A 19,496-nucleotide genomic window follows, 5' to 3' on the forward strand; every position below is an offset into this window, starting at 1 on the left:
GATGACAGCACCAAAACCGGTAGCTTTAATTATTATGGACGGATTCGGACTGCGTGACACTGTGGAAGGCAATGCGGTTGCACAGGCCAACAAGCCGAATTACGACCGGTATTTAAAACAGTATCCACATGCAACCTTGACGGCTTCTGGCGAAGCAGTGGGTCTGCCGGAAGGACAAATGGGTAACTCCGAAGTCGGTCACTTGAACATCGGCGCAGGCCGAATTGTTTATCAAGACTTGACTCGTATTTCGAAGTCCATCCGTGAAGGCGAGTTCTTCAACAATGAAACACTGGTTAAAGCAGTGCAGCATGCGAAGAAGAACAACACTAAGCTTCACCTGTACGGACTTCTGTCCGACGGGGGTGTGCATAGCCATATCAGCCATCTGTTCGCGATGCTGGATCTGGCTAAAAAAGAAGGATTAACTGAAGTGTACATTCATGCTTTCATGGATGGACGTGACGTTATGCCTGACAGCGGCGTAGGCTTCATGCAGCAACTGGTCGCTAAAATTCAGGAAGTGGGCATTGGCCAAATCGCGACCGTACAAGGACGCTATTATGCCATGGACCGCGACAAACGTTGGGAACGTGTTGAGAAGTCTTACCGTGCAATCGTATACGGGGAAGGTCCTCAATATACTGACCCACTCGAAGCATTGAAGGAATCGTATGAAAAATCAGTATTCGATGAATTTGTGGAGCCAACAGTTATTGTGAAGGCTGATGGAAGCCCTGTAGGGCTGGTCGAAAGCAATGACTCCGTTGTATTCCTGAATTTCCGTCCTGACCGTGCGATTCAATTGTCTCAAGTATTTACCAATGAAGATTTCCGTGGTTTTGACCGTGGGCCAAAATGGCCTAAGGATCTGCACTTTGTTTGCTTGACACTGTTCAGTGAAACGGTTGGAGGATTTGTTGCCTATGAACCGAAAAACCTGGACAATACGTTTGGCGAAGTGCTGGTGCAAAACAACAAAAAGCAATTGCGTATTGCTGAGACAGAAAAGTATCCGCACGTTACTTTCTTTTTCAGTGGCGGACGCGATGTGGAGCTTCCTGGCGAAACTCGTATTTTGATTAACTCGCCTAAAGTGGCTACATATGATCTGAAGCCTGAAATGAGTGCGTACGAAGTAGCGGATGCTGCTGTTAAGGAAATCGAAGCCGACAAGCATGATGCGATTATCCTGAACTTTGCCAATCCGGATATGGTTGGACACTCCGGTATGCTGGAACCAACAATTAAGGCAGTAGAGACGACGGATGAATGTGTTGGACGTGTTGTAGATGCAGTTAAAGCCAAAGGCGGCGTGGTAATTATCATTGCTGACCATGGTAACGCGGATATGGAAATTGATGAGCAGGGACGTCCGTTCACCGCTCACACAACGAATCCGGTTCCGTTCATTTTGACTGATGAAAATATTGTTCTGCGTGAGCATGGAATTCTGGCTGACGTAGCTCCAACGCTTCTGGATTTGATGCAACTTCCGCAACCTGCGGAAATGACAGGAAAATCTATGATTGCATCCCGCAAGTAAGCTTGATTTAATAAGTATAGGCTTGACCAATAAATTATGAATTACAAAGGAGATTAAGTACAAATGACTATTATTTCTGACGTGTACGCTCGCGAAGTCCTCGACTCCCGTGGTAACCCTACAGTTGAAGTTGAAGTATATCTGGAATCCGGTGCGATTGGTCGCGCTATCGTTCCTTCTGGTGCCTCCACAGGCGCTCACGAAGCTGTAGAGCTTCGCGATAACGACAAATCCCGTTACCTGGGTAAAGGCGTTCTGCAAGCTGTTAAAAACGTGAACGAAATTATTGCTCCTGAAGTAATCGGCTTGGATGCTGTGAACCAAGTAGAAATCGATACACTGATGATCAAATTGGATGGCACTCCAAACAAAGGTAAACTGGGTGCAAATGCAATTCTGGCTGTATCCATGGCTGTAGCTCGCGCTGCTGCTGAAGCTCTGGGCTTGCCACTGTACACTTACCTGGGCGGATTCAACGCTAAACAATTGCCAGTACCAATGATGAACATCGTTAACGGTGGCGCTCATGCCGACAACAACGTTGACGTACAAGAATTCATGGTTCTGCCTGTAGGCGCTCCTACATTCAAAGAAGCTCTGCGTGTTGGTGCAGAAATCTTCCACAACCTGAAATCCGTACTGAATTCCAAAGGATTGAACACAGCTGTTGGTGATGAAGGTGGTTTTGCTCCTAACTTCAAATCCAACGAAGAAGCTCTGTCCACTATTATCGAAGCAATCGAAAAAGCTGGTTACAAACCAGGTGTTGACGTATTCCTCGGTATGGACGTTGCCTCCACTGAGTTCTTCAAAGATGGAAAATACACTCTGGAAGGCGAAGGCAAATCCTTCACTTCTGCTGAGTTCGTTGACCTGCTTGCTTCTTGGGTTGATAAATACCCAATCATCACCATTGAAGATGGTTGCTCCGAAGATGACTGGGAAGGTTGGAAATTGCTCACTGAAAAACTGGGCAACAAAATCCAATTGGTTGGTGACGACCTGTTCGTAACTAACACAGAGCGTCTGGCTAAAGGTATTGAAGAAAACATTGGTAACTCCATCCTGATCAAAGTAAACCAAATCGGTACGCTGACTGAAACATTCGATGCTATCGAAATGGCTAAACGCGCAGGATACACAGCTGTAATTTCTCACCGTTCCGGTGAATCCGAAGACAGCACAATCGCTGATATCGCTGTTGCAACAAATGCAGGCCAAATCAAAACAGGTGCTCCTTCCCGTACTGACCGTATTGCGAAGTACAACCAATTGCTCCGCATTGAGGATCAACTGGGTGAACTGGCTCAATACCACGGCTTGAAATCTTTCTACAACCTGAAAAAATAATATTGCCAAAAATGCTGATAGCGCCTCGGGTCTATGATTTAGGATCATAGGGTCAGAACGCTCGAAGCTTTTGCGCATGAATAAAACAGATCTGCTCGCTTTATGCAAGCAGGTCTGTTTTTTGTTATAAATAATGCATATATAATCTACAGAGGCTTGATGGCTAGATGTCTTGTTGTAGCTGTTGTTATCTACTGGAAGCTGTGGTAGAATGAAAATAGTGTTTTGCGTTAATTCCCGGCTATTTATAGCATGATAAGTGCGTGTTTTCATAAAAGAGGCTGTGTTGTTTTGCAAAACAGATGTATAAGCTCAGGAGGTGGATTTTTCATGGAAATCTTTTTGAAAGTGCTGCTCGTTGTGTTCTCGATTGCTGTTATTGCAGTTGTGTTACTGCAAAAGGGGAAAAGCGCAGGTTTGTCCGGTGCCATCTCTGGCGGTGCTGAGCATCTGTTCGGCAAGACAAAAGCTCGCGGTATGGATTTGATCTTACAACGTATTACTGCCGTTTTAGGTGCATGTTTTATGATCGTTGCCGTTTTGGTTGCATTTTTCGCAAAATAAGATAAATACAAACCTTAAGCCTTCGTTTCACGGGAAACGGGGGCTTTTTTGGATTTTGTACAGGCAGGGATGCCTTCGATTAAATTCGTGTATACTAGGGTATGAGTATATTAAGAGCCTTGTATTAGGAACAAGGAACATGCGGATTTATTACTGAAAATTAAAGGTCACCCGAGGTGGACAAAATTATGATAACAGAGCAACAACTACTTGATTTTATGCGCGAGACCGCATACAAGCCTATGACATACCAGGAGTTGGAACAGCATTTTGACATTAAGGATGCAGAAGAGTTTCGCGAATTCCTTAAGCTCTTGAACGCATTGGAGGAAGACGGGAAAATTCTGCTGACCCGCACAAACCGTTATGGTGTTCCAGAACGGATGGATTTGCAGCGCGGGCGTTTGCAGGCTCATGCCAAGGGCTTTGCCTTTTTGATTCCAGAGGACCGGGAGCACCCGGATGTATACATTCATGCCAACGACTTAAAGAGTGCAATGAATGGAGATACGGTACTGGTAAGAGTGACATCAAAGGGACCTGCGGGTGGCCGTTTAGAAGGCGAAGTTGTGCGGATCGTGAAGCGCGCAGTGCTTCAGGTCGTCGGTGTGTTTCAGAGCCACGAAGCATACGGTTTTGTTTTGCCCGATGATAAACGTATTAACCGGGACATTTTTATTCCTAAGGACAGCTTCAATGGAGCCGTAAACGGGCAAAAAGTCGTTGTGCGCATTGTGAGCTATCCAGAAGGACGGGCAGCGGCGGAAGGTGAAGTGCTGGAGGTGCTGGGCCATAAGGATGATCCGGGCGTTGACATCTTGTCCGTTATTCGCAAGCATCAGCTCCCGGAAGCTTTTCCGGATGAAGTGATGGCAGAAGCGGATCAGGCTCCTGATGCGATTACGGAAGAAGAGATTATACGTCAGGGACGCCGTGATTTGCGCGATAAAATCATTGTTACCATTGACGGTGAGGATGCCAAAGACCTCGATGATGCGGTTAATGTAGAGCGCTTGCCGAACGGGAACTACCGTCTGGGCGTTCATATTGCCGATGTAGGGTATTATGTGCGTGAGAACTCCAAGCTGGATCAGGAGGCATATAACCGCGGCTGTAGTGTGTATCTGGTTGATCGTGTCATTCCGATGCTTCCTCATCGACTTTCAAACGGAATTTGTTCATTGAATCCTCAGGTGGATCGACTGACTTTATCCTGTGAGATGGAATTCAATGAGCATATGAAGGTCGTAAAACATGATATTTTCACCAGTGTGATTAAAACGAAGGAACGGATGACCTATACTAACGTTCGCAAAATCCTCGAAGAGGAAGATGCAGAGCTGATGGAACGGTACAAGGACCTGGTTGATGTGTTTCACACAATGAAGGAACTAGCATTGAAGCTGCGTGCAAATCGGATACGCCGGGGTGCGGTTGATTTTGACTTTGATGAGGCCAAAGTGATTGTAGATGATGAAGGTAAAGCTGTCGATATTGTGAAAAGGGATCGTACAATAGCCGAACAAATTATCGAAGAGTTTATGCTCGCGGCCAATGAAACGGTAGCCGAACATTTTCACTGGCTCAAGGTACCGTTCTTGTACCGGATTCATGAGGACCCTGATCCAGAGAAGCTGCAAAACTTTATGGCTTTCGCAGCTAATTTTGGTCATCATATCAAAGGTCGAGGAAATTCCATTCATCCGCGTGCACTGCAAACATTGCTGGAAGACATTCAGGGCACGAAGGAGCAGACGGTGCTTAGCACGATGATGCTGCGTTCGATGAAGCAGGCTAAGTATGATGCGGAGTCTACAGGACATTTTGGACTGGCTGCGGAGTATTACTCCCATTTTACATCGCCGATTCGTCGTTACCCAGATTTGGTGATTCACCGTGTCATTCGTGAGGTATTGGAGAATGGTGGGGCTTTAACAGCCGAGAGACAGGAATATTTGACTGCACGTATGCCTGATATCGCACAGCAGTCTTCCGAGCGCGAACGTGTGGCTGTGGACGCAGAACGTGATACAGAGCAGATGAAAAAGGCTGAATATATGCTAGATAAGGTCGGCGAGGAATTCGAAGGAATTATCAGCAGTGTAACCAGCTTTGGGATGTTCATTGAGCTGGACAACACAGTCGAAGGGCTGACACGTCTGAGTGCGCTTACGGACGACTTTTACCATTTTGATGAGCAGCAAATGGCCTTGATCGGCGAACGCACCTCCAAGGTATTCCGCATTGGGGATGAGGTCAAGGTTCGTGTCGGGCGCGTAAATATGGATGACTACACGATTGACTTTGAACTCGTCGATATGAAGCAGCGGCAACGCCGTGAACGAACGGGTGGCTCTGGACAACGTGGAGATTTTGCACGTGGCGAGGGCCGTGGTAAAGGCAGAGGACGAGAAGGACATGACCGCAAGGGCGGTAAGGAGAAGGCTGGTAGAGAGCGTAAAGGCGGTCGTGAGGCGGCTGGGAAGCCCAAAGAGGGCGGCAACGGAGGTATCAGCATCGCAGGTCGCACAGGTCGTGGTGATGGAAACGGAGTTGGAACAGGCTCAACAGGCAGCTTCGGCTTTGGTAGTGGCAAGGGCGGGTACAATTCGCCAGTAACGGGCACAAGCAAGCGACGGAAAAAGACGTCTGCCAGCGGAATCTTCATTGGAGATGCAGCTACCCCAGGTAGTGACGCTAGATCAGGCGGTGAAGGTCCACGTCGTAAGCGGAAGAAAAAGGGCGGTAACGGTGGGAATAGCACCGCTGCGTTTGTACGGAAAAAGAAGAAGTAGGCTGAAACAACTTACTTTTTAGGAGACTAGAGCTTCTCAAGAGCAGTATATCATGCTAAATGGAGGCTTAGGTATTGAGCGGTTTCTGTCTGTAGTAATGGATAGAAGCCGCTTGATTTTAGTGTGCTATTGGGGTAATTAGAAATGTAGTAGCCTTGACCTTTCTTGCTTTTACCATCTGAAATTTGTTACAATATATTTCTAGGGCAGCTCTTTGTAGCTGGATTTCTAGATTGAATTAAGTTATGTATAAGGAGTGGTATTCATGGGTAAGAAGGCAGACGGGAAAGTGCTCGCCCAGAACAAAAAAGCTTCCCATGACTATTTTATTGAGGACACCTACGAGGCGGGCATGGTGTTAACGGGAACGGAGATTAAGTCTCTGAGAAATGGTCGCTCTAATATAAGCGATGCTTTTGCTACGATCCGTAATGGCGAAATTCATATTCACAATATGCATATCAGCCCTTTTGAACAAGGTAATCGTAATAATCCGACCGATCCGACGCGTACGCGTAAGCTGCTGCTGCACAAGGAGCAGATTCGTAAGCTTATTGGTCTGTCCAAACAGGAAGGCTACACCATCGTGCCGCTCAAGATTTATGTTCGCAACGGCTATGCCAAACTGTTGCTTGGACTGGGTAGAGGTAAAAAGCAGTATGATAAGCGAGAAACAGCTGCCAAACGTGATGCCCAGCGTGATATCCAGCGTGCTCTACGCGAGAAGCAAAAAATTGCAAGATAAGCTGTCTGCTGATTAGGATGGTACAAATTACGTGGATAAGTTACTTCTTCCTGTAATGGTGCTATTTTATCGAGCCTTAATGGCTTTTAATCCGTTTCGTTATGACATGTAATATGTTATACTAACGAAGTAGTAAGTTTTCAATGCTTCTTGAATTTAACTTGATTCGAGTATTGAATCTTAGGATTCAGCTTTTGATATTATGCACTTATGCTCCGGTATTTCCGGATTTATCCGTGGAGCCCTTTTATAATAAGGGGGCGTTTATGGATTCGACGGGGATAGTTCGAGCATGGGTAGCGGGTAGTGGGGACGCGTCCACTTCATCAACGCTAAAGCCTATTAAACGGCAAACAACAAAACAACTACGCTTTCGCAGCTTAATAACCTGTGAGCGTGCTCCTCTCCTGCATCGCCCATGTGCCGGATGTAGGGGCTAACCTATAGTGGGATACGCTGTCACATCTCCGCCTGGGGTGTGCTGAAGAAGACAATCAGGCTGACCCAACGTATAGCCGGTTACGGGGCGATACTCGGGTGACATCAAAACTGTGACTACACCCGTAGAAGCTTATGTGTCGTTATCTTCGGACAGGGGTTCGACTCCCCTCGCCTCCATCTATCAAATCCACAACTTGTAGCTTAAAGATGACTTCTACATGTTCCTTGTAGACGATCACCTTTTCTACATAGCTGCCGATGAACTTCTTGATCTCAGGAAGATTCCGGCTGGTGATGTGGTCCTGAAAGCCAGAAAGCAGTTGTCGCAGAGCATCCTCTGTGATGGCTGCTTTTTCTTTTACCTGCTGAGCCTCAAGCAGTTTCGTTTCTAGCTCAATCTTTTGCTGTTCCAGTGAGGACAACTTTCCAAGAATGGTAGGATTGTTCAGACCGCCAGCCACCGCATTTACAATGTTATCGATCTGGCGCTCTACACCTTCCAGACTCTTTGTTCAGGCGTTGTTGATCGGCTTTCACATGAGTTTCTTTGGGCTTTTAGTACTCATTAAGCTGTTTAGCCAGAACAGGGATATGGGATGTATGAGATGTAAAAGGAAGGAAACAGCCTGAAATCCATTTGTCCAGTCTGTCAGTCGCTCTTCCCAAAATTGAAGGATGTCTCCGGGTGTTGGGGGCATCTTTTTGATGAATTCTGGCCACAACTTGATGATGGTTCTAACCACACTACTTTGTGCAGAGTAAAGGTCTTTCCGTTGCCAGCCCCCGAATGTCCAACCGAGTATTTGCTTTAAAAGAGGTGGGGTGATTACATCAGGATCGCACAGAAGACGCCTCCATTCTTTCAAAGGATATACAGGGTATCTGGCAAAAGGAAAGCGAGATAGATGCGTGTCCATCTGCTCTTGAATGAGAGCAACAAGGGCGCGTTTTTCTTTTTCCGTGAAGGTTAACGTTGACATGGTATCGCTCCATTTCTAAATGGGAATAGCGATGGTACTGACTTTGGCGTAGTATGACGCATTCGTGGGTACTATTGCTTTGTGGTGAGATTATACCGTGGAACCTGGAAGATAATTATTAAAAATATAGTACAAAAGTGCTTATTATGAAATTTATTATTAAAATTTTTAATTTAAATATTAAATTTATTCCTTATTGTACCGATAAAGTATATTGAAAGGAGGTGTGAGTATGAATTCTACTGTTAATTCTGTATTACATAAGGCATTCCCAAATGACGGAAATGTTGTGGGCCGCTCCACTGCAACCGGTGCAGCAAGAGGAGCTGTAACTGGAGGTATTGCTGGCGCAGCCGCTGGTGGTGTAGGAGCTGTCCCTGGAGCCATTTTAGGAGGAACAATTGGTGCCGCTGGTGGAGCAATAACGGGTGGTATACGTTATGGTATCGGTGTGGCTATTTGGGGTAAAGGTAACTAATTAAAGATGAATCAAAAAACCAATACTGGCTTACTTGAGTATTGGTTTTTTGATTTACAGTATAGAAAGGCGGGTGGACGAATATGAATATAGAATCTATTACAGTCTGTGAAGATACGACCTCAGATTTTAAACCAATTAATATAACGAATACTTTTTACCCTGAGCAGAGCGGGTCCGTTCAGGTATTAGTTCAGCTATCCGAAATTCATACGACAACAGATGTAAATTTCCATTGGTATATTTCTGATGAGCCAGAGGTTCCTCTTGCTACTTATACATTCACCTTAGAGAGAAAAAGTAAAAAGACTAGATATGCAGTGGGGGCGTTGGATTTAAGAGCACTACTACAATTAAAAGAATTTAACATCTTTCAAAAATGGTTTACTATTATTGAGGTAGAAGATAGTAAACGTCGGGTGGATTTTTTCCTGAAAAAAATGGGTTATGGCCCTAGTACTCTAAGTAACAATTTTGTCAACGTACCTAGAATTAATCTGAAAGGGTGAAGAGGACTAGTGTCTATTTTATTGCCAGTAATCTATATAATAATTGATTTAATTATAGGATATTTGTTTGCGACAGTGTTTATCTGGGTTTCCAATAAAGTGAATAAGAAGGGGAAAATGAGCAGCTCCTTTAAAATGAAAGCAACTATTGCTATCGTTTGGACTATTCTGGGTGTGTTGCTAAAGATAATTTATAAAAATTAAATACTCGCCGACTTTCAATAATGTGGAGTTTTTTTGGTTGGAAAAAAGCGACAGTACCGGCTCTGGCATAGAATGACACATTCGTCGATACTGTCGCTTTTTGATTGAAAAAAATTCATTTACAGGGAGAAGGAATCATCTTCTTTTGCACTCTGTATGAACAGAATGCGTTGCTCCGGTGTGAGGAACGGGTCTTCTAGCGCGATGTAACAAGGATCGGCTAATTCATTCACCCAACGTAAGGCATCTGCAATTTCACCGCCATGAAATACAGGGTTATCTGACAGTGCCTCATCCTCTTTTAAAATATCTACAACTCCAGTATCCTGGTCTATCGTTACAAACAGATTCGTACTGTCCACGTATCTGTTTGTCCCACTCTGATCGGTTGTCTTGATGATCACACGCACAAAAAAGGCCTGTTCGGGATGGAGCACTTCATGCTCTTCCAAACAGGCGGGTAGGAACTGTTTTTGATTGTGAATGAATGATCTAAGTGACACTGCCATGATCCAGGTATTTCCGTACGATTCTGGATCATTGATAATATCCCCGTTGTATTCAATGACCTCTTTAGCTTGTTCAGTATGTTTTCCTCATTTGCCTTTAAACTTCTGCTTGTTCTTTTAGCCATTGCTCGGCCTCCTTGTGATGAATTCCGACTTGTGTAAACAGAGTGATGATGTAGTCATTGGTGTTCATGACGGCGATTTTGTAGATTTGGGTATTGCCGAGGTCGTACAACTCGACGTATTCAGGGCAACTACCGAAAAGCCCGTCGTCTTCTCGTCTAAAACCTATGAGGCTAAGATCGTGTAGGTTATCCCCTGCTTCTAGTATGAAGATAGGGCCGGAAGGCTGGAGGGAGAAATACGGATCGTCTTTGTTATGGAATGAGTCGCGAAGCCGAGTGAAGTATTCTTGGATGTGTTTTAAAAAAGAGGGGGAAAGCGAAGAGTATTGCAGTGAGTCGATGTCTTGCTGGGTCTGTATGATGCGCACAACGTAACCTCCTAAAAGAAAATAAGGCTTCACTGATAACAGGAGCCTTTCAAAGTAATAATATCTATTTTCATTTAAGGCCAAGACGGTTTTAGTTGATCCATAGTACATTCCTATCATCCCCTTCTCCATATTAATTTCAGAAATATACATTGAAAATAACGCATGCTATGGTTCTTTCTGTAAACAAAATCTCGATTCTGGCCGATACATACATAAGATGGGTTATTGTTAAATATGCCCTTTTGCTTTTATATTTTGAATTAATACTTATCTTTTTTACGAAGAAGGGACTAACCCTATGAACTATATGGACGAGCACATTGTAAGTCTTAAAAATAAGCTTAATTACGATGTTGCATCTAATAACGAAATTACGACCTTTTCTCAAACTGCTATATCCGATCAAGATCAATCCGTTTTCGGGGGAAATCAGGCGTTGCGGTTAGGTGATGAGCTCATTACGCTCGAATTGAGGGTTATTTTGGACGGACAAATGCAGGTAAGCGTGCCGAAATCTTTTAGTTTGATGCCACTGGAGCAGGCCAAATTTAAGTATCCTTCGGAGTATCGTCCAGAGGTTATTTACACCTCAGAGGATGGGACGGTGAATATCACTTTTAATCGGACAGAATCCACTTTGCAGGACGAGGAGCTTCCTGAGTTTGTGGAGCAAATGGCGGACACTTTGCGAGCTGTACAACCGATCCGTAACTGGTTGGGCACTCAAGTGATCGTAAATCATTCCGGTCTGTCCATTGGTGTGATCCGTTTTGTTGCTGCAGGCGTGGATACAAATTTGTACAACGAAATCTTGCTGTTCACCCATGCAGGACAGGTGATGATGGGAACGTTTAACTGTATGGAATCGGACATGGAGGTATGGCTGCCTGTAGCGGAAAACACAGTACAATCGCTTCATGCAGTTTCTTTGCTTTTACATCCTACGCTTGAGAGAGGAGCGGATTCGCTATGAGTCTGGGCTACGACAATATCCTAATTCATCCCTACGAGTTGGTTGAGCTGGAGCAGCTTACCCTCACGAAGAAAATCAACGAGCATACTCGTCTCTATTTTACAGGGATCATCCCGGAAGACATGCAGGACAGCTATGTGGAAACGACGGAAAAGAACACGATTATTGAGGTAAGCCAGCAAAATGAATTGGGTGAAAATAAGCCTCTATTCAGCGGGATTGCGCTATCGGTCGAAGTGAAGGTTGTGCGGGATGTGTACTATCTGGAGGTAGAGGCCATTTCTCATACTTATCGGATGGATATCCAGCAACGCACCCGTTCTTTTCAATATACCAAAATGACAATTCCTCAGATGCTGGAGCAGATTGGTAAGGATTATGAGGGATTGGATGTGATTGATGGAGCGACCGGTGGAGAGCCTATTGGACGGATTGCCATCCAGTATCAGGAGACGGATTGGGCCTTTTTAAGACGCATGGCTTCCCGCTATCATACGAGCCTGATGCCTGTGTCGCGTTTTGACAGTCCCAAATTTTATTTTGGCATTGAAGACAGCCCTGCACAGGCCGTGCTGGATCATACCCGTTATACGGTACGCAAGCAGATGTTGCCTTTCCGCTACTTTCAGGAAAATGAGCAGGCAAAGGTGAACGAAAATGATTTTATTTTTTATGAGGTGGAGACAGACGAGGTCCTGGATTTGGGCGCTCAGTTGACTTTTCAGGGACACAGTTTGTATGTCATTGAGGCTTATACGGAAATGAGACAGGGGCTGTTGCGGCATCAATATGTGCTTGCCTCGTACAAAGGCTTACGGCAGAAAGGCTACTATCAGGAAAAGCTGGCGGGCGCTTCATTAGGCGGAGTGGTCGTGGATGTGCGTCAGGATCAGGTGCGTATCCATCTGGATTGCGACAAGAAGCAGGCGGTCGATCAAGCGCATTGGTTCAATTATTCGACGGTGTATAGCGGCGGAGGGCATACAGGTTGGTATGTGATGCCGGAAAAAGGGGATCCGGTTTCACTCTATTTTCCGGGCAGCCGTGAAGAAGATGGTGTAGCAGGCAGTACAGTCCGACGTGCAGACAGAGGAAGCGGGCATAACAAGTTTTCCAATCCGCAGATGAAAATATGGCGAACACCTCATGGAAAAGAAATTCGTTTGGGACCGGATGAACTGGTCGTGACGGGGAAAGATGGCGCTATTTTTATCAAGCTGGACGACAAGGAAGGCATTCATATTGTGAGCAATAAACAGGTGAGTATCTCGGCGGGGGGTAATCTGAGCCTGTCGGCAGGGAAAACGATGAATTTGTCCGCAGGCAGCGAGCTGCGTATGGATTGCAATGGCAGTCATATTCAATTGAGTGGGTCAGCGGACATGAAGGGTAGTGAAGTGAAGTCGAATTAGGCTATAGGGCAGCGGATGATTGGCGCCAGCCTGAAGATATGAATTTATAGAGAGCTTTAGGTGGTGATTGAGTACAAATGGAGAAGCCTATTGATGAGTTAGAACCCCAATGGCGAGCTATATTGAATCAGGCGTGGTTTCTCATCCGCAGAGACTGGGCACTGAAGTTTAAGACGACGCAGGAGCAACGGATTCAGGCTTGTGTCGAAGAGTTTCGGGGCTATTGCCAGCACATTCGACAAGAGCAGCTGCAAGGAAGAAAAGGAAGCATTGGTTATATCACGTACTCTATGCTACGTACCACATGGCTGGAAGAGCGGCCTGCTTATCTCGTAGAGGTTTCCGATGCTTTATGGATGCTTGATCCGCAGCCGATCCGTTTTGAATGGAACACAAGCTGGGCATATTCCTACTGGACCGATTTGCAGCAGCAATTGCGAAGGGAGGTAGAGAAGCGGCAAGTTTCTCTATCAGAGCTTGAATGGGAGCAGATTATGTTGGAAGCAGCGGTACACATTCATGCGCTCGTTGTGAATGTGGTGCGCACAGCGATGAAACAGGCGGTGTACTTACCGGAGTTTCAAGAGCTGGAGCGAGAAGAGACATTCGAGATTCGTGTCGGGGAATATTGGGATCATAGTGTATCGGTATATCGAGAAGATCGCAGAGCCATAGAGGCGAATGAGATTCGGTCGTGGTTGGAGGAAAAAGAGGAACATGCGTACAGCTATCAGGCGTTGACTCAAGTTCATTTGTCGGATGGGGATTATAGCCTGTTGGATTTTCGTTATACAGCCTTTCGCCAAATCAGGATGGAGCATAGCCGTCTACATGGCTGTGTTCTAGTGGGAACAGTGTGGCAGGAAAGTGAGTTAAATGGAATTGATTTGACATACAGTTTACTTCATGGAGCCAATTTTAGCGGATGCTCGATGAAAGGGGCCATATTGGATGTCGTTATAGGGAACGCCGGATATGGATCAGATGCTTCATTGGATTGGGAGCCATTGGGTTTTGCTGGTGTAGATTTCACAGGTGCGAGCTTGCAAGGAGCCCGTTTTCATGATGCACAGTTGCGGGGAGCCATTTTTCAAAAGGCGTTACTACAAAAAGCGTCCTTGGACGGGGCAGATCTAACCGATGCCTGCTTTGTTGGAGCAAATGTGACAGGTGCATCCTTTAAAGGGGCTTGTTTGATCGGAGCTAATTTTACAGGTGCCAATGTACAAGGAGTTATTTTTACCGATGAACAGCGTAGAGGAGCTATTGGTTTGGAGTGGTCTACACAGGTGAGGGATGTTGGTAGCAAAAGGGAGTGGCTGCATTGAGATATTTTCGACTGATGATAGACGAGCGGGTAAAACATCGGGTGGAGCCTGCTGCGCTGTCTCCTTTGCAAGTAGAAGAAATCCTGACAGAAGCTGAGGGAGAGTAACAGCAGGATGATCCGCTTTTTTTGGCTGTACATACCGACCCACGAACAGTGTACCCGGATTTTCTGGAATTTCCTCTACCACTGGTGTCTGATCGGATGAAAGTATTATTGGAGAAATATATGCCAGAACTGAAATGGAAGGCGGCTATCCTAACCGATTTCCAGCAGGCTAGACAGGAGGTATACTGGGTACTTCGTCCGCCGCTGGTGGATTGTTTGTCCGCACAAACGGAATGGTACCCCAATGGTACGTTGAAACGTCTGATACTGAGACAGGGGGAGATAGAGCCCCCTGTTTTTCGGATTGAGGGACTGATTGAACCTCATATCTATATCCATTTGGCTGTGGCAGAGAGCCTGCTGCGCCGATCTTTTACAGGCATTCGAGTGCAAAGAGTTGAGATGGAAGCACCAAGGAGGATGGGGTAAGTGGAAGAAGCGCAAGTGAGACCAGGGACGGGTGCAAAAAAAAGCTATGTCGTGGCGGGAGCGATCTTAAGTTGTAGTTATGGTACACAACCTACCCGTTTGAAAAGACCTTTTAGCCATGGCGTCTACGTAAAAAATAAAGCACAAATGAATATTGGAGATTACGTTCCAGGAGTGAACATTCAGTCTTTTGGGAATTGCTCCAGTCCTTTAAATCCGGCCGTGCAGGCCAGTGAAATGGTGGACATCTATGGCGTGAAAAAGGCTCCGTGTGCTCCGGTCCTGACCATGCCGTGGTTGAACGGGAAAAGTGATGTAAAGATCGAAGGACAGCCCGCCTTGACACAAAACTGTACTCATCAGTGTCTGTATTGTGGTCATATTCAAATTGAAAATGATGGACAGGAGCTGGATTAAGGGTCTGTTTCAAAGCTGCTAGTTTCCGGAATTGCTTTCGGGTCGTGTATACATTTAAACTGAAGGTTGCTTTGCATCTGTATCAGAATGGATATCTAGATGAGGAGGCTATCTTATAGAGGAAGTTAAATGCTTAAAAAGGGGCTGATAGTAAGATGGAACAAAACAGCAAATTGGACTATCTAAAAAAATATTCTAAGAAAAGAAATGGATCTGTAAAGCTGATAAGCGATAGCGACTTAAACTATTTGGATATACTTACGCAAGAATGGTATAAAATATTTAAAGAAAAGAGTACTGAAAATAGAATTAAACTTATTCTTCACCGATGGGAGCAATATGTTGGAAGTGAATTGAGAAATACAATCTCATATTTGAAAGAGTATTTGGAACATGTTGAGCTTATTGAAGTTAATGAGCGAATATCTGTGTTGTATACGGTAAAAGATAACTCAGGTCAAGTTGCTTATTATGAAGGAAGATTACCTCAAACAGAAAACGTAAATAACGAATTAAAAAAAGCATGGGACAAACTTTCGGTATCTGTTCGTTCTTTTTATGAAAATGTACACAATGGTTTTTATTGCTATGCTAGTGGATCAATGGGGTTAGTATGCTTAGAAGAAGTATCTTTTCTAGGCGATGATAATTTTGAATGGAGTATTATTGAAGACCTAGATGAACCCTTGCAAATTAATTTAAATACTTCATTTGGATTTTTCAGTAATGGAATGGGCACATATGTTGCGATAGATTATAATAATTGTGAAAATGATAATGCTACTTTGTGGTCAGCAAAAGATGAGCCAGAATACAATCTTAATTTTTGGGATGTAGTCGATGAATGGATCTTAATAGGACTTGAAATGTCATAAAGCAGTTGTTGCAGAGTCTCCTCTGTAATAGCTGCTTTTTTTCTATGTAAGCAACCAAAGAAAAAATCATTTTTAATAAAGGGTTGACAAGAACAAAAAAGTATTATATCTTTATATCAAGATAAATAAATTAAAGATAAAACAACAGCAAATTATGAATAGGGAGGTATACACATGATTGCGATCTTAGAAAGAATTAACCAGCTTGCAAACAAAGCAAAAGATGTCGGGTTAACTGAAAATGAAAAAACGGAACAAATGAATCTTCGCAAAGAATACCTTCAAATCTTTCGGGGATCTGTACAAAGCATTCTCTTGAACGCTACGATTTATGATCCAAATGGAGATGATGTAACTCCTGAAAAACTTAGACGAGAGCAGGCCAAAATTGTTAAACCATGATTTTAATTTTGTTTAATATCTCAAATTTAAAAATCTTTAAATAATAAATATAATATGGAGAGTGATTTTATGTTGGCGAGTGGATTGTTGTTAATACGTTTGGTGGTTGGATTGTTATTTGTGGGGCACGGGGCTCAGAAGCTTTTTGGCTGGTTTGGCGGCTATGGTCCAAAAGGTACAGGCGGTTGGATGGAATCCATCGGGATCAAGCCCGGGGTATTGATGGCTGTGGCTGCTGGGTTGATGGAATTGCTGGGAGGGGCTCTATTTACTGTAGGACTGCTCACTCCACTGGCTGCACTGTTGATTACGATGGCGATGCTTGGAGCGATTGTCAAAGTACATGGTCAAAACGGAATCTGGGCAACCGCTAATGGATATGAATATCCGCTGGTCCTTATTGCTGTCGTCATCGGGATTGCGTTGACAGGAGCAGGTTCATATTCCATCGATGCAATACTTCATTAATACATGAGCTTAGGCCATTAATAATGACCAATGATGAAATATAAGGATTTCTACAATGAATAAGGAGGGTTTCATATGTCACTTCAAACGACAGGTATCCATCATATTACAGCTTTTGCCGGTAATCCGCAGAAAAATGTCGATTTCTATGCAGGTATTCTTGGGCTTCGGTTAGTGAAGAAAACCATCAACTTCGACGCCCCTGAGGTTTACCACTTGTACTTTGGTAACGAGGCAGGAAGCCCCGGAACGATCATTACCTTTTTTCCTGCACCAGGGACTCCCAAAGGGCGCATCGGAGGTGGTCAGGTAGGCATAACCTCGTATGTAGTACCGCCAGGTTCGCTTGATTTTTGGCAGCATCGTTTGCAAAGCTTTGATATTCAAGTGACGAAAACAAGCCGGTTTAATGAACAATATCTTCAATTCGAGGATAATGAGGGCCTACGTCTTGAGCTTGTTGAACGTGCGGAGGGAGCGAACAGTACTTGGTTTTACGATGGCATTTCGGCTGATAAAGCAATCAAGGGGTTCGGAGGTGCAGTGCTATTTAGCGTCAACCCACAGAAAACGATGGATGCATTGGAGAGCATACTCGGATTTACGAAGATCGACGAAGACGCCGAATATGCTCGTTATCAGTCCGCTGGAGAAATCGGCAACATTGTGGATGTTCCGCTCGTCAAAATGGGCTTAGGCTTCGGTGGAGCAGGCACGGTACATCACATTGCATGGCGCGCAAAAGATTTTGAGCAACATGAAGAGTGGAGAAGCGAAGTCCAGCATTATGGCTATCAGCCAACTCCAATCATCGACCGCCAATATTTTAATGCGATATATTTCAGAGAAGCGGGCGGCATACTGTTCGAAATTGCTACTGATCCACCGGGATTTGCTAACGATGAACCTGCTGAATCTTTGGGGCAGAAATTAATGCTGCCAGAGTGGTATGAACCACAGCGGGCTCAGATCGAAGCAAACCTGCATCCTATTGAAGTGAGAACATTAACAGTTAAACAAAAGTAAACGAAATTAAACGAATTAGCTGCTGTTTTGCATCCAGATGAAGTCACGTAAATCCACAATCTCATTCGATTGTGGATTTTTCATTAGAGAATTACCTCGTGAAAATGAAATCATCCGCAATTAGCTTATATTTTGATTTGACTCTAGCCTTTCAGACTTTACCAGCATTTCTCGTAACACTTGGGCGACTCGGCTTTTCCGGTGCTCTGCTTTCTTTTTTATCACTTGTAATGATTGCTGGTATGCTGGGGTATTATTGTGATAATAAAACTGCTTGGCTGCCATGCGTAGTGTCCTTCTCAACAACATGGCCGATGAACGTGTTAACCTTGAACGGAGTCCCCTGCGCAATACTCGCAGCGTATTTTTGTAGGTCTCAAAATCCTCGGATGGAGGGATGAGAGCGAATAAATTTAGTGAGGAGTCATGGAACCCGTAAGTTTCATACATGATTCTCAGATTTTCCATATTTAAAACGTTACCTCTAAGATGGGTTGGATGTTCTTGATGATACCCGACCACCTCTTTGATGCAATAAAAGGGGATTTTCAAGCGATGCAGCCTATAGCCAAGATCCCAGTCTTCGAGTCCATATAGCACAAATCGTTCATTAAAACCTCCAACACGAATCAAGTGGCTGCGTCTGATGACCACACAACGAGTAACCAGCAGCATCCAGGGCGCTACGTCCGTGGAGGCAAATTGTTTTTGAGTACTGGGGGGAACCCTTGTGGGGCTAACGACTTTAGACAATGCACCTGTTTGATGAAGAACATCCTCAGGGGTGATGATCGGAGTAATTTCATTCGCTGTTTCAAAGCCGGGATTCCATAAGCCGGATTGTGTAAGTATGCTCCGACAATGTTCTTTTTCTTCCACAGAAAAGTCGGGGTGATAATGGGTAAATGCATCGTCCCACGAGTGAGGAACGCCTGAAAGCACGGATTTGGGATACTTGCGGTGATAACGGCTCACGGTTTTAATGAAATGAGGCAGCACCAAAAAATCAGCATCACAGAAAATAATGTACATTCCTTTTGCACGGCGCATTCCCAAATTTCGAACGGCAGATCGACCGCGTTGTTCCGGGTGTGATACATAAGTAAGAGGATAGGATGCTTTGAAGCCTTCGACCATTTCTTTCGTTCCATCTGTAGAACCATCATCAGCTACAATGACTTCGAATAGTTGCTTCGGATAAGTTTGTGTTTCAAATGAAGTGAGTGTGAGCAGCAATTGCTGGGCTCGATTATAGGTTGGAATGATGACGCTGTAGCGGATAGCCAATGTGATCTCCCCCCACCATTTTTATTAGAACACGTTTGAACAAGATAAATAATAACAATGTATTCAAGGATTTTAGCCTTGTCTAGTCAAACACCCCTGAAGATGTGAAACAGGCTTGGTCCTATCGGATGTTAAGGTCGGGTCTGTATTTTCGA

20 protein-coding genes, 1 other RNA gene and 1 pseudogene are annotated in these 19,496 nt (G+C 44.6%); 17 read left to right on the forward strand and 5 right to left on the reverse strand.

Annotated elements, in window-relative coordinates; all coding sequences use genetic code 11:
- The first annotated feature begins 1 nt into the window (after window position 1).
- From gpmI to ssrA, 6 genes are all read left to right on the forward strand, one after another.
- A complete protein-coding gene (gene gpmI, locus FKV70_RS20825) occupies window positions 2–1,546 on the forward strand; it encodes a 2,3-bisphosphoglycerate-independent phosphoglycerate mutase (RefSeq protein WP_142614128.1) in 1,545 nt (514 codons plus the stop codon).
- Window positions 1,547–1,609: 63 nt separating this feature from the next.
- Entirely contained in the window at window positions 1,610–2,896 is a 1,287-nt protein-coding gene (gene eno, locus FKV70_RS20830; RefSeq protein ID WP_142614130.1) for a phosphopyruvate hydratase, read from the forward strand.
- Between the two features lie 330 nt (window positions 2,897–3,226).
- Window positions 3,227–3,460: a preprotein translocase subunit SecG gene (gene secG / locus FKV70_RS20835; protein WP_064797354.1), complete on the forward strand. Its 234-nt coding sequence runs from the start codon at window positions 3,227–3,229 to the stop codon at window positions 3,458–3,460.
- Between the two features lie 188 nt (window positions 3,461–3,648).
- Entirely contained in the window at window positions 3,649–6,255 is a 2,607-nt protein-coding gene (gene rnr, locus FKV70_RS20840; RefSeq protein WP_142614132.1) for a ribonuclease R, read from the forward strand.
- Window positions 6,256–6,520: 265 nt separating this feature from the next.
- Window positions 6,521–7,000 (forward strand): SsrA-binding protein SmpB, encoded by a 480-nt coding sequence (gene smpB / locus FKV70_RS20845; RefSeq protein ID WP_007428162.1) that lies wholly within the window; start codon window positions 6,521–6,523, stop codon window positions 6,998–7,000.
- A 256-nt stretch (window positions 7,001–7,256) separates the two neighbouring features.
- Window positions 7,257–7,621: a transfer-messenger RNA gene (ssrA, locus tag FKV70_RS20850) on the forward strand.
- On the opposite strand, the gene FKV70_RS25965 is transcribed toward ssrA, so the two are convergent.
- Window positions 7,582–7,902, reverse strand: coding sequence for a hypothetical protein (locus FKV70_RS25965; protein ID WP_208738435.1), 321 nt, complete (start codon window positions 7,900–7,902; stop codon window positions 7,582–7,584). The two genes, ssrA and FKV70_RS25965, sit on opposite strands and share 40 nt — an antisense overlap.
- Window positions 7,903–7,974: 72 nt before the next feature.
- A complete protein-coding gene (locus tag FKV70_RS20855) occupies window positions 7,975–8,421 on the reverse strand; it encodes a hypothetical protein (protein ID WP_142614134.1) in 447 nt (148 codons plus the stop codon).
- Between the two features lie 232 nt (window positions 8,422–8,653).
- Between FKV70_RS20855 and FKV70_RS20860 the strand changes: the two genes are divergently transcribed.
- Both FKV70_RS20860 and FKV70_RS20865 read left to right on the forward strand, forming a co-directional pair.
- Complete coding sequence (locus FKV70_RS20860) at window positions 8,654–8,899, forward strand: hypothetical protein (protein WP_063212121.1); 246 nt, start codon at window positions 8,654–8,656, stop codon at window positions 8,897–8,899.
- Window positions 8,900–8,982: 83 nt separating this feature from the next.
- Window positions 8,983–9,408 carry a hypothetical protein gene (locus FKV70_RS20865; RefSeq protein WP_142614136.1) on the forward strand — a complete coding sequence of 142 codons (426 nt, stop codon included), beginning with the start codon at window positions 8,983–8,985 and terminating at the stop codon, window positions 9,406–9,408.
- Window positions 9,409–9,731: 323 nt separating this feature from the next.
- Here the strand turns inward: FKV70_RS20865 and FKV70_RS20870 are convergent, their stop codons facing one another.
- On the reverse strand, window positions 9,732–10,121 hold the full coding sequence (locus FKV70_RS20870; protein WP_244310797.1) for a hypothetical protein: 390 nt from the start codon (window positions 10,119–10,121) through the stop codon (window positions 9,732–9,734).
- Between the two features lie 97 nt (window positions 10,122–10,218).
- Window positions 10,219–10,614, reverse strand: a complete 396-nt coding sequence (locus FKV70_RS20875) for a hypothetical protein (RefSeq protein ID WP_142614138.1) — start codon at window positions 10,612–10,614, stop codon at window positions 10,219–10,221.
- 301 nt (window positions 10,615–10,915) lie between these two features.
- On the opposite strand from FKV70_RS20875, the gene FKV70_RS20880 reads away from it, so the two are divergent.
- From FKV70_RS20880 to FKV70_RS20920, 9 genes and pseudogenes are all read left to right on the forward strand, one after another.
- Window positions 10,916–11,590, forward strand: a complete 675-nt coding sequence (locus FKV70_RS20880) for a hypothetical protein (protein WP_142614140.1) — start codon at window positions 10,916–10,918, stop codon at window positions 11,588–11,590.
- On the forward strand, window positions 11,587–13,002 hold the full coding sequence (locus FKV70_RS20885) for a contractile injection system protein, VgrG/Pvc8 family (protein WP_142614142.1): 1,416 nt from the start codon (window positions 11,587–11,589) through the stop codon (window positions 13,000–13,002). The genes FKV70_RS20880 and FKV70_RS20885 overlap by 4 nt, the downstream gene beginning before the upstream one ends.
- 77 nt (window positions 13,003–13,079) lie before the next feature.
- Window positions 13,080–14,330 carry a pentapeptide repeat-containing protein gene (locus FKV70_RS20890; RefSeq protein WP_142614144.1) on the forward strand — a complete coding sequence of 417 codons (1,251 nt, stop codon included), beginning with the start codon at window positions 13,080–13,082 and terminating at the stop codon, window positions 14,328–14,330.
- A gap of 14 nt (window positions 14,331–14,344) precedes the next feature.
- Window positions 14,345–14,866, forward strand: a pseudogene (locus tag FKV70_RS20895) (hypothetical protein).
- Entirely contained in the window at window positions 14,867–15,283 is a 417-nt protein-coding gene (locus FKV70_RS20900; RefSeq protein WP_142614145.1) for a DUF4280 domain-containing protein, read from the forward strand.
- 155 nt (window positions 15,284–15,438) lie between these two features.
- Window positions 15,439–16,158, forward strand: coding sequence for an SMI1/KNR4 family protein (locus tag FKV70_RS20905; protein ID WP_142614147.1), 720 nt, complete (start codon window positions 15,439–15,441; stop codon window positions 16,156–16,158).
- 174 nt (window positions 16,159–16,332) lie between these two features.
- Window positions 16,333–16,560, forward strand: coding sequence for a DUF896 domain-containing protein (locus FKV70_RS20910; protein ID WP_142614148.1), 228 nt, complete (start codon window positions 16,333–16,335; stop codon window positions 16,558–16,560).
- Window positions 16,561–16,629: 69 nt separating this feature from the next.
- On the forward strand, window positions 16,630–17,028 hold the full coding sequence (locus tag FKV70_RS20915; protein WP_013368890.1) for a DoxX family protein: 399 nt from the start codon (window positions 16,630–16,632) through the stop codon (window positions 17,026–17,028).
- Window positions 17,029–17,103: 75 nt separating this feature from the next.
- Entirely contained in the window at window positions 17,104–18,054 is a 951-nt protein-coding gene (locus tag FKV70_RS20920) for a ring-cleaving dioxygenase (protein ID WP_142614150.1), read from the forward strand.
- A 120-nt stretch (window positions 18,055–18,174) separates the two neighbouring features.
- Here the strand turns inward: FKV70_RS20920 and FKV70_RS20925 are convergent, their stop codons facing one another.
- Window positions 18,175–19,341: a glycosyltransferase gene (locus FKV70_RS20925; protein ID WP_142614153.1), complete on the reverse strand. Its 1,167-nt coding sequence runs from the start codon at window positions 19,339–19,341 to the stop codon at window positions 18,175–18,177.
- Window positions 19,342–19,496 lie beyond the last annotated feature (155 nt).

This window comes from Paenibacillus ottowii, from assembly GCF_006874425.1.
Taxonomy (GTDB): domain Bacteria; phylum Bacillota; class Bacilli; order Paenibacillales; family Paenibacillaceae; genus Paenibacillus; species Paenibacillus ottowii.

Excerpts from the sequence above, each read along its gene's own strand:
- FKV70_RS20885 (WP_142614142.1), top strand. The coding sequence starts at position 11,587 with ATGAGTCTGGGCTACGACAATATCCTAATTCATCCCTACGAGTTGGTT.
- FKV70_RS20910 (WP_142614148.1), top strand. The coding sequence starts at position 16,333 with ATGATTGCGATCTTAGAAAGAATTAACCAGCTTGCAAACAAAGCAAAA.
- FKV70_RS20865 (WP_142614136.1), top strand. The coding sequence starts at position 8,983 with ATGAATATAGAATCTATTACAGTCTGTGAAGATACGACCTCAGATTTT.
- FKV70_RS20855 (WP_142614134.1), bottom strand. The coding sequence starts at position 8,421 with ATGTCAACGTTAACCTTCACGGAAAAAGAAAAACGCGCCCTTGTTGCT.
- FKV70_RS20905 (WP_142614147.1), top strand. The coding sequence starts at position 15,439 with ATGGAACAAAACAGCAAATTGGACTATCTAAAAAAATATTCTAAGAAA.
- FKV70_RS20860 (WP_063212121.1), top strand. The coding sequence starts at position 8,654 with ATGAATTCTACTGTTAATTCTGTATTACATAAGGCATTCCCAAATGAC.
- rnr (WP_142614132.1), top strand. The coding sequence starts at position 3,649 with ATGATAACAGAGCAACAACTACTTGATTTTATGCGCGAGACCGCATAC.
- FKV70_RS20890 (WP_142614144.1), top strand. The coding sequence starts at position 13,080 with ATGGAGAAGCCTATTGATGAGTTAGAACCCCAATGGCGAGCTATATTG.
- FKV70_RS20915 (WP_013368890.1), top strand. The coding sequence starts at position 16,630 with ATGTTGGCGAGTGGATTGTTGTTAATACGTTTGGTGGTTGGATTGTTA.
- eno (WP_142614130.1), top strand. The coding sequence starts at position 1,610 with ATGACTATTATTTCTGACGTGTACGCTCGCGAAGTCCTCGACTCCCGT.
- FKV70_RS20870 (WP_244310797.1), bottom strand. The coding sequence starts at position 10,121 with ATGGCAGTGTCACTTAGATCATTCATTCACAATCAAAAACAGTTCCTA.
- FKV70_RS20920 (WP_142614150.1), top strand. The coding sequence starts at position 17,104 with ATGTCACTTCAAACGACAGGTATCCATCATATTACAGCTTTTGCCGGT.
- FKV70_RS20880 (WP_142614140.1), top strand. The coding sequence starts at position 10,916 with ATGAACTATATGGACGAGCACATTGTAAGTCTTAAAAATAAGCTTAAT.
- smpB (WP_007428162.1), top strand. The coding sequence starts at position 6,521 with ATGGGTAAGAAGGCAGACGGGAAAGTGCTCGCCCAGAACAAAAAAGCT.
- secG (WP_064797354.1), top strand. The coding sequence starts at position 3,227 with ATGGAAATCTTTTTGAAAGTGCTGCTCGTTGTGTTCTCGATTGCTGTT.
- gpmI (WP_142614128.1), top strand. The coding sequence starts at position 2 with ATGACAGCACCAAAACCGGTAGCTTTAATTATTATGGACGGATTCGGA.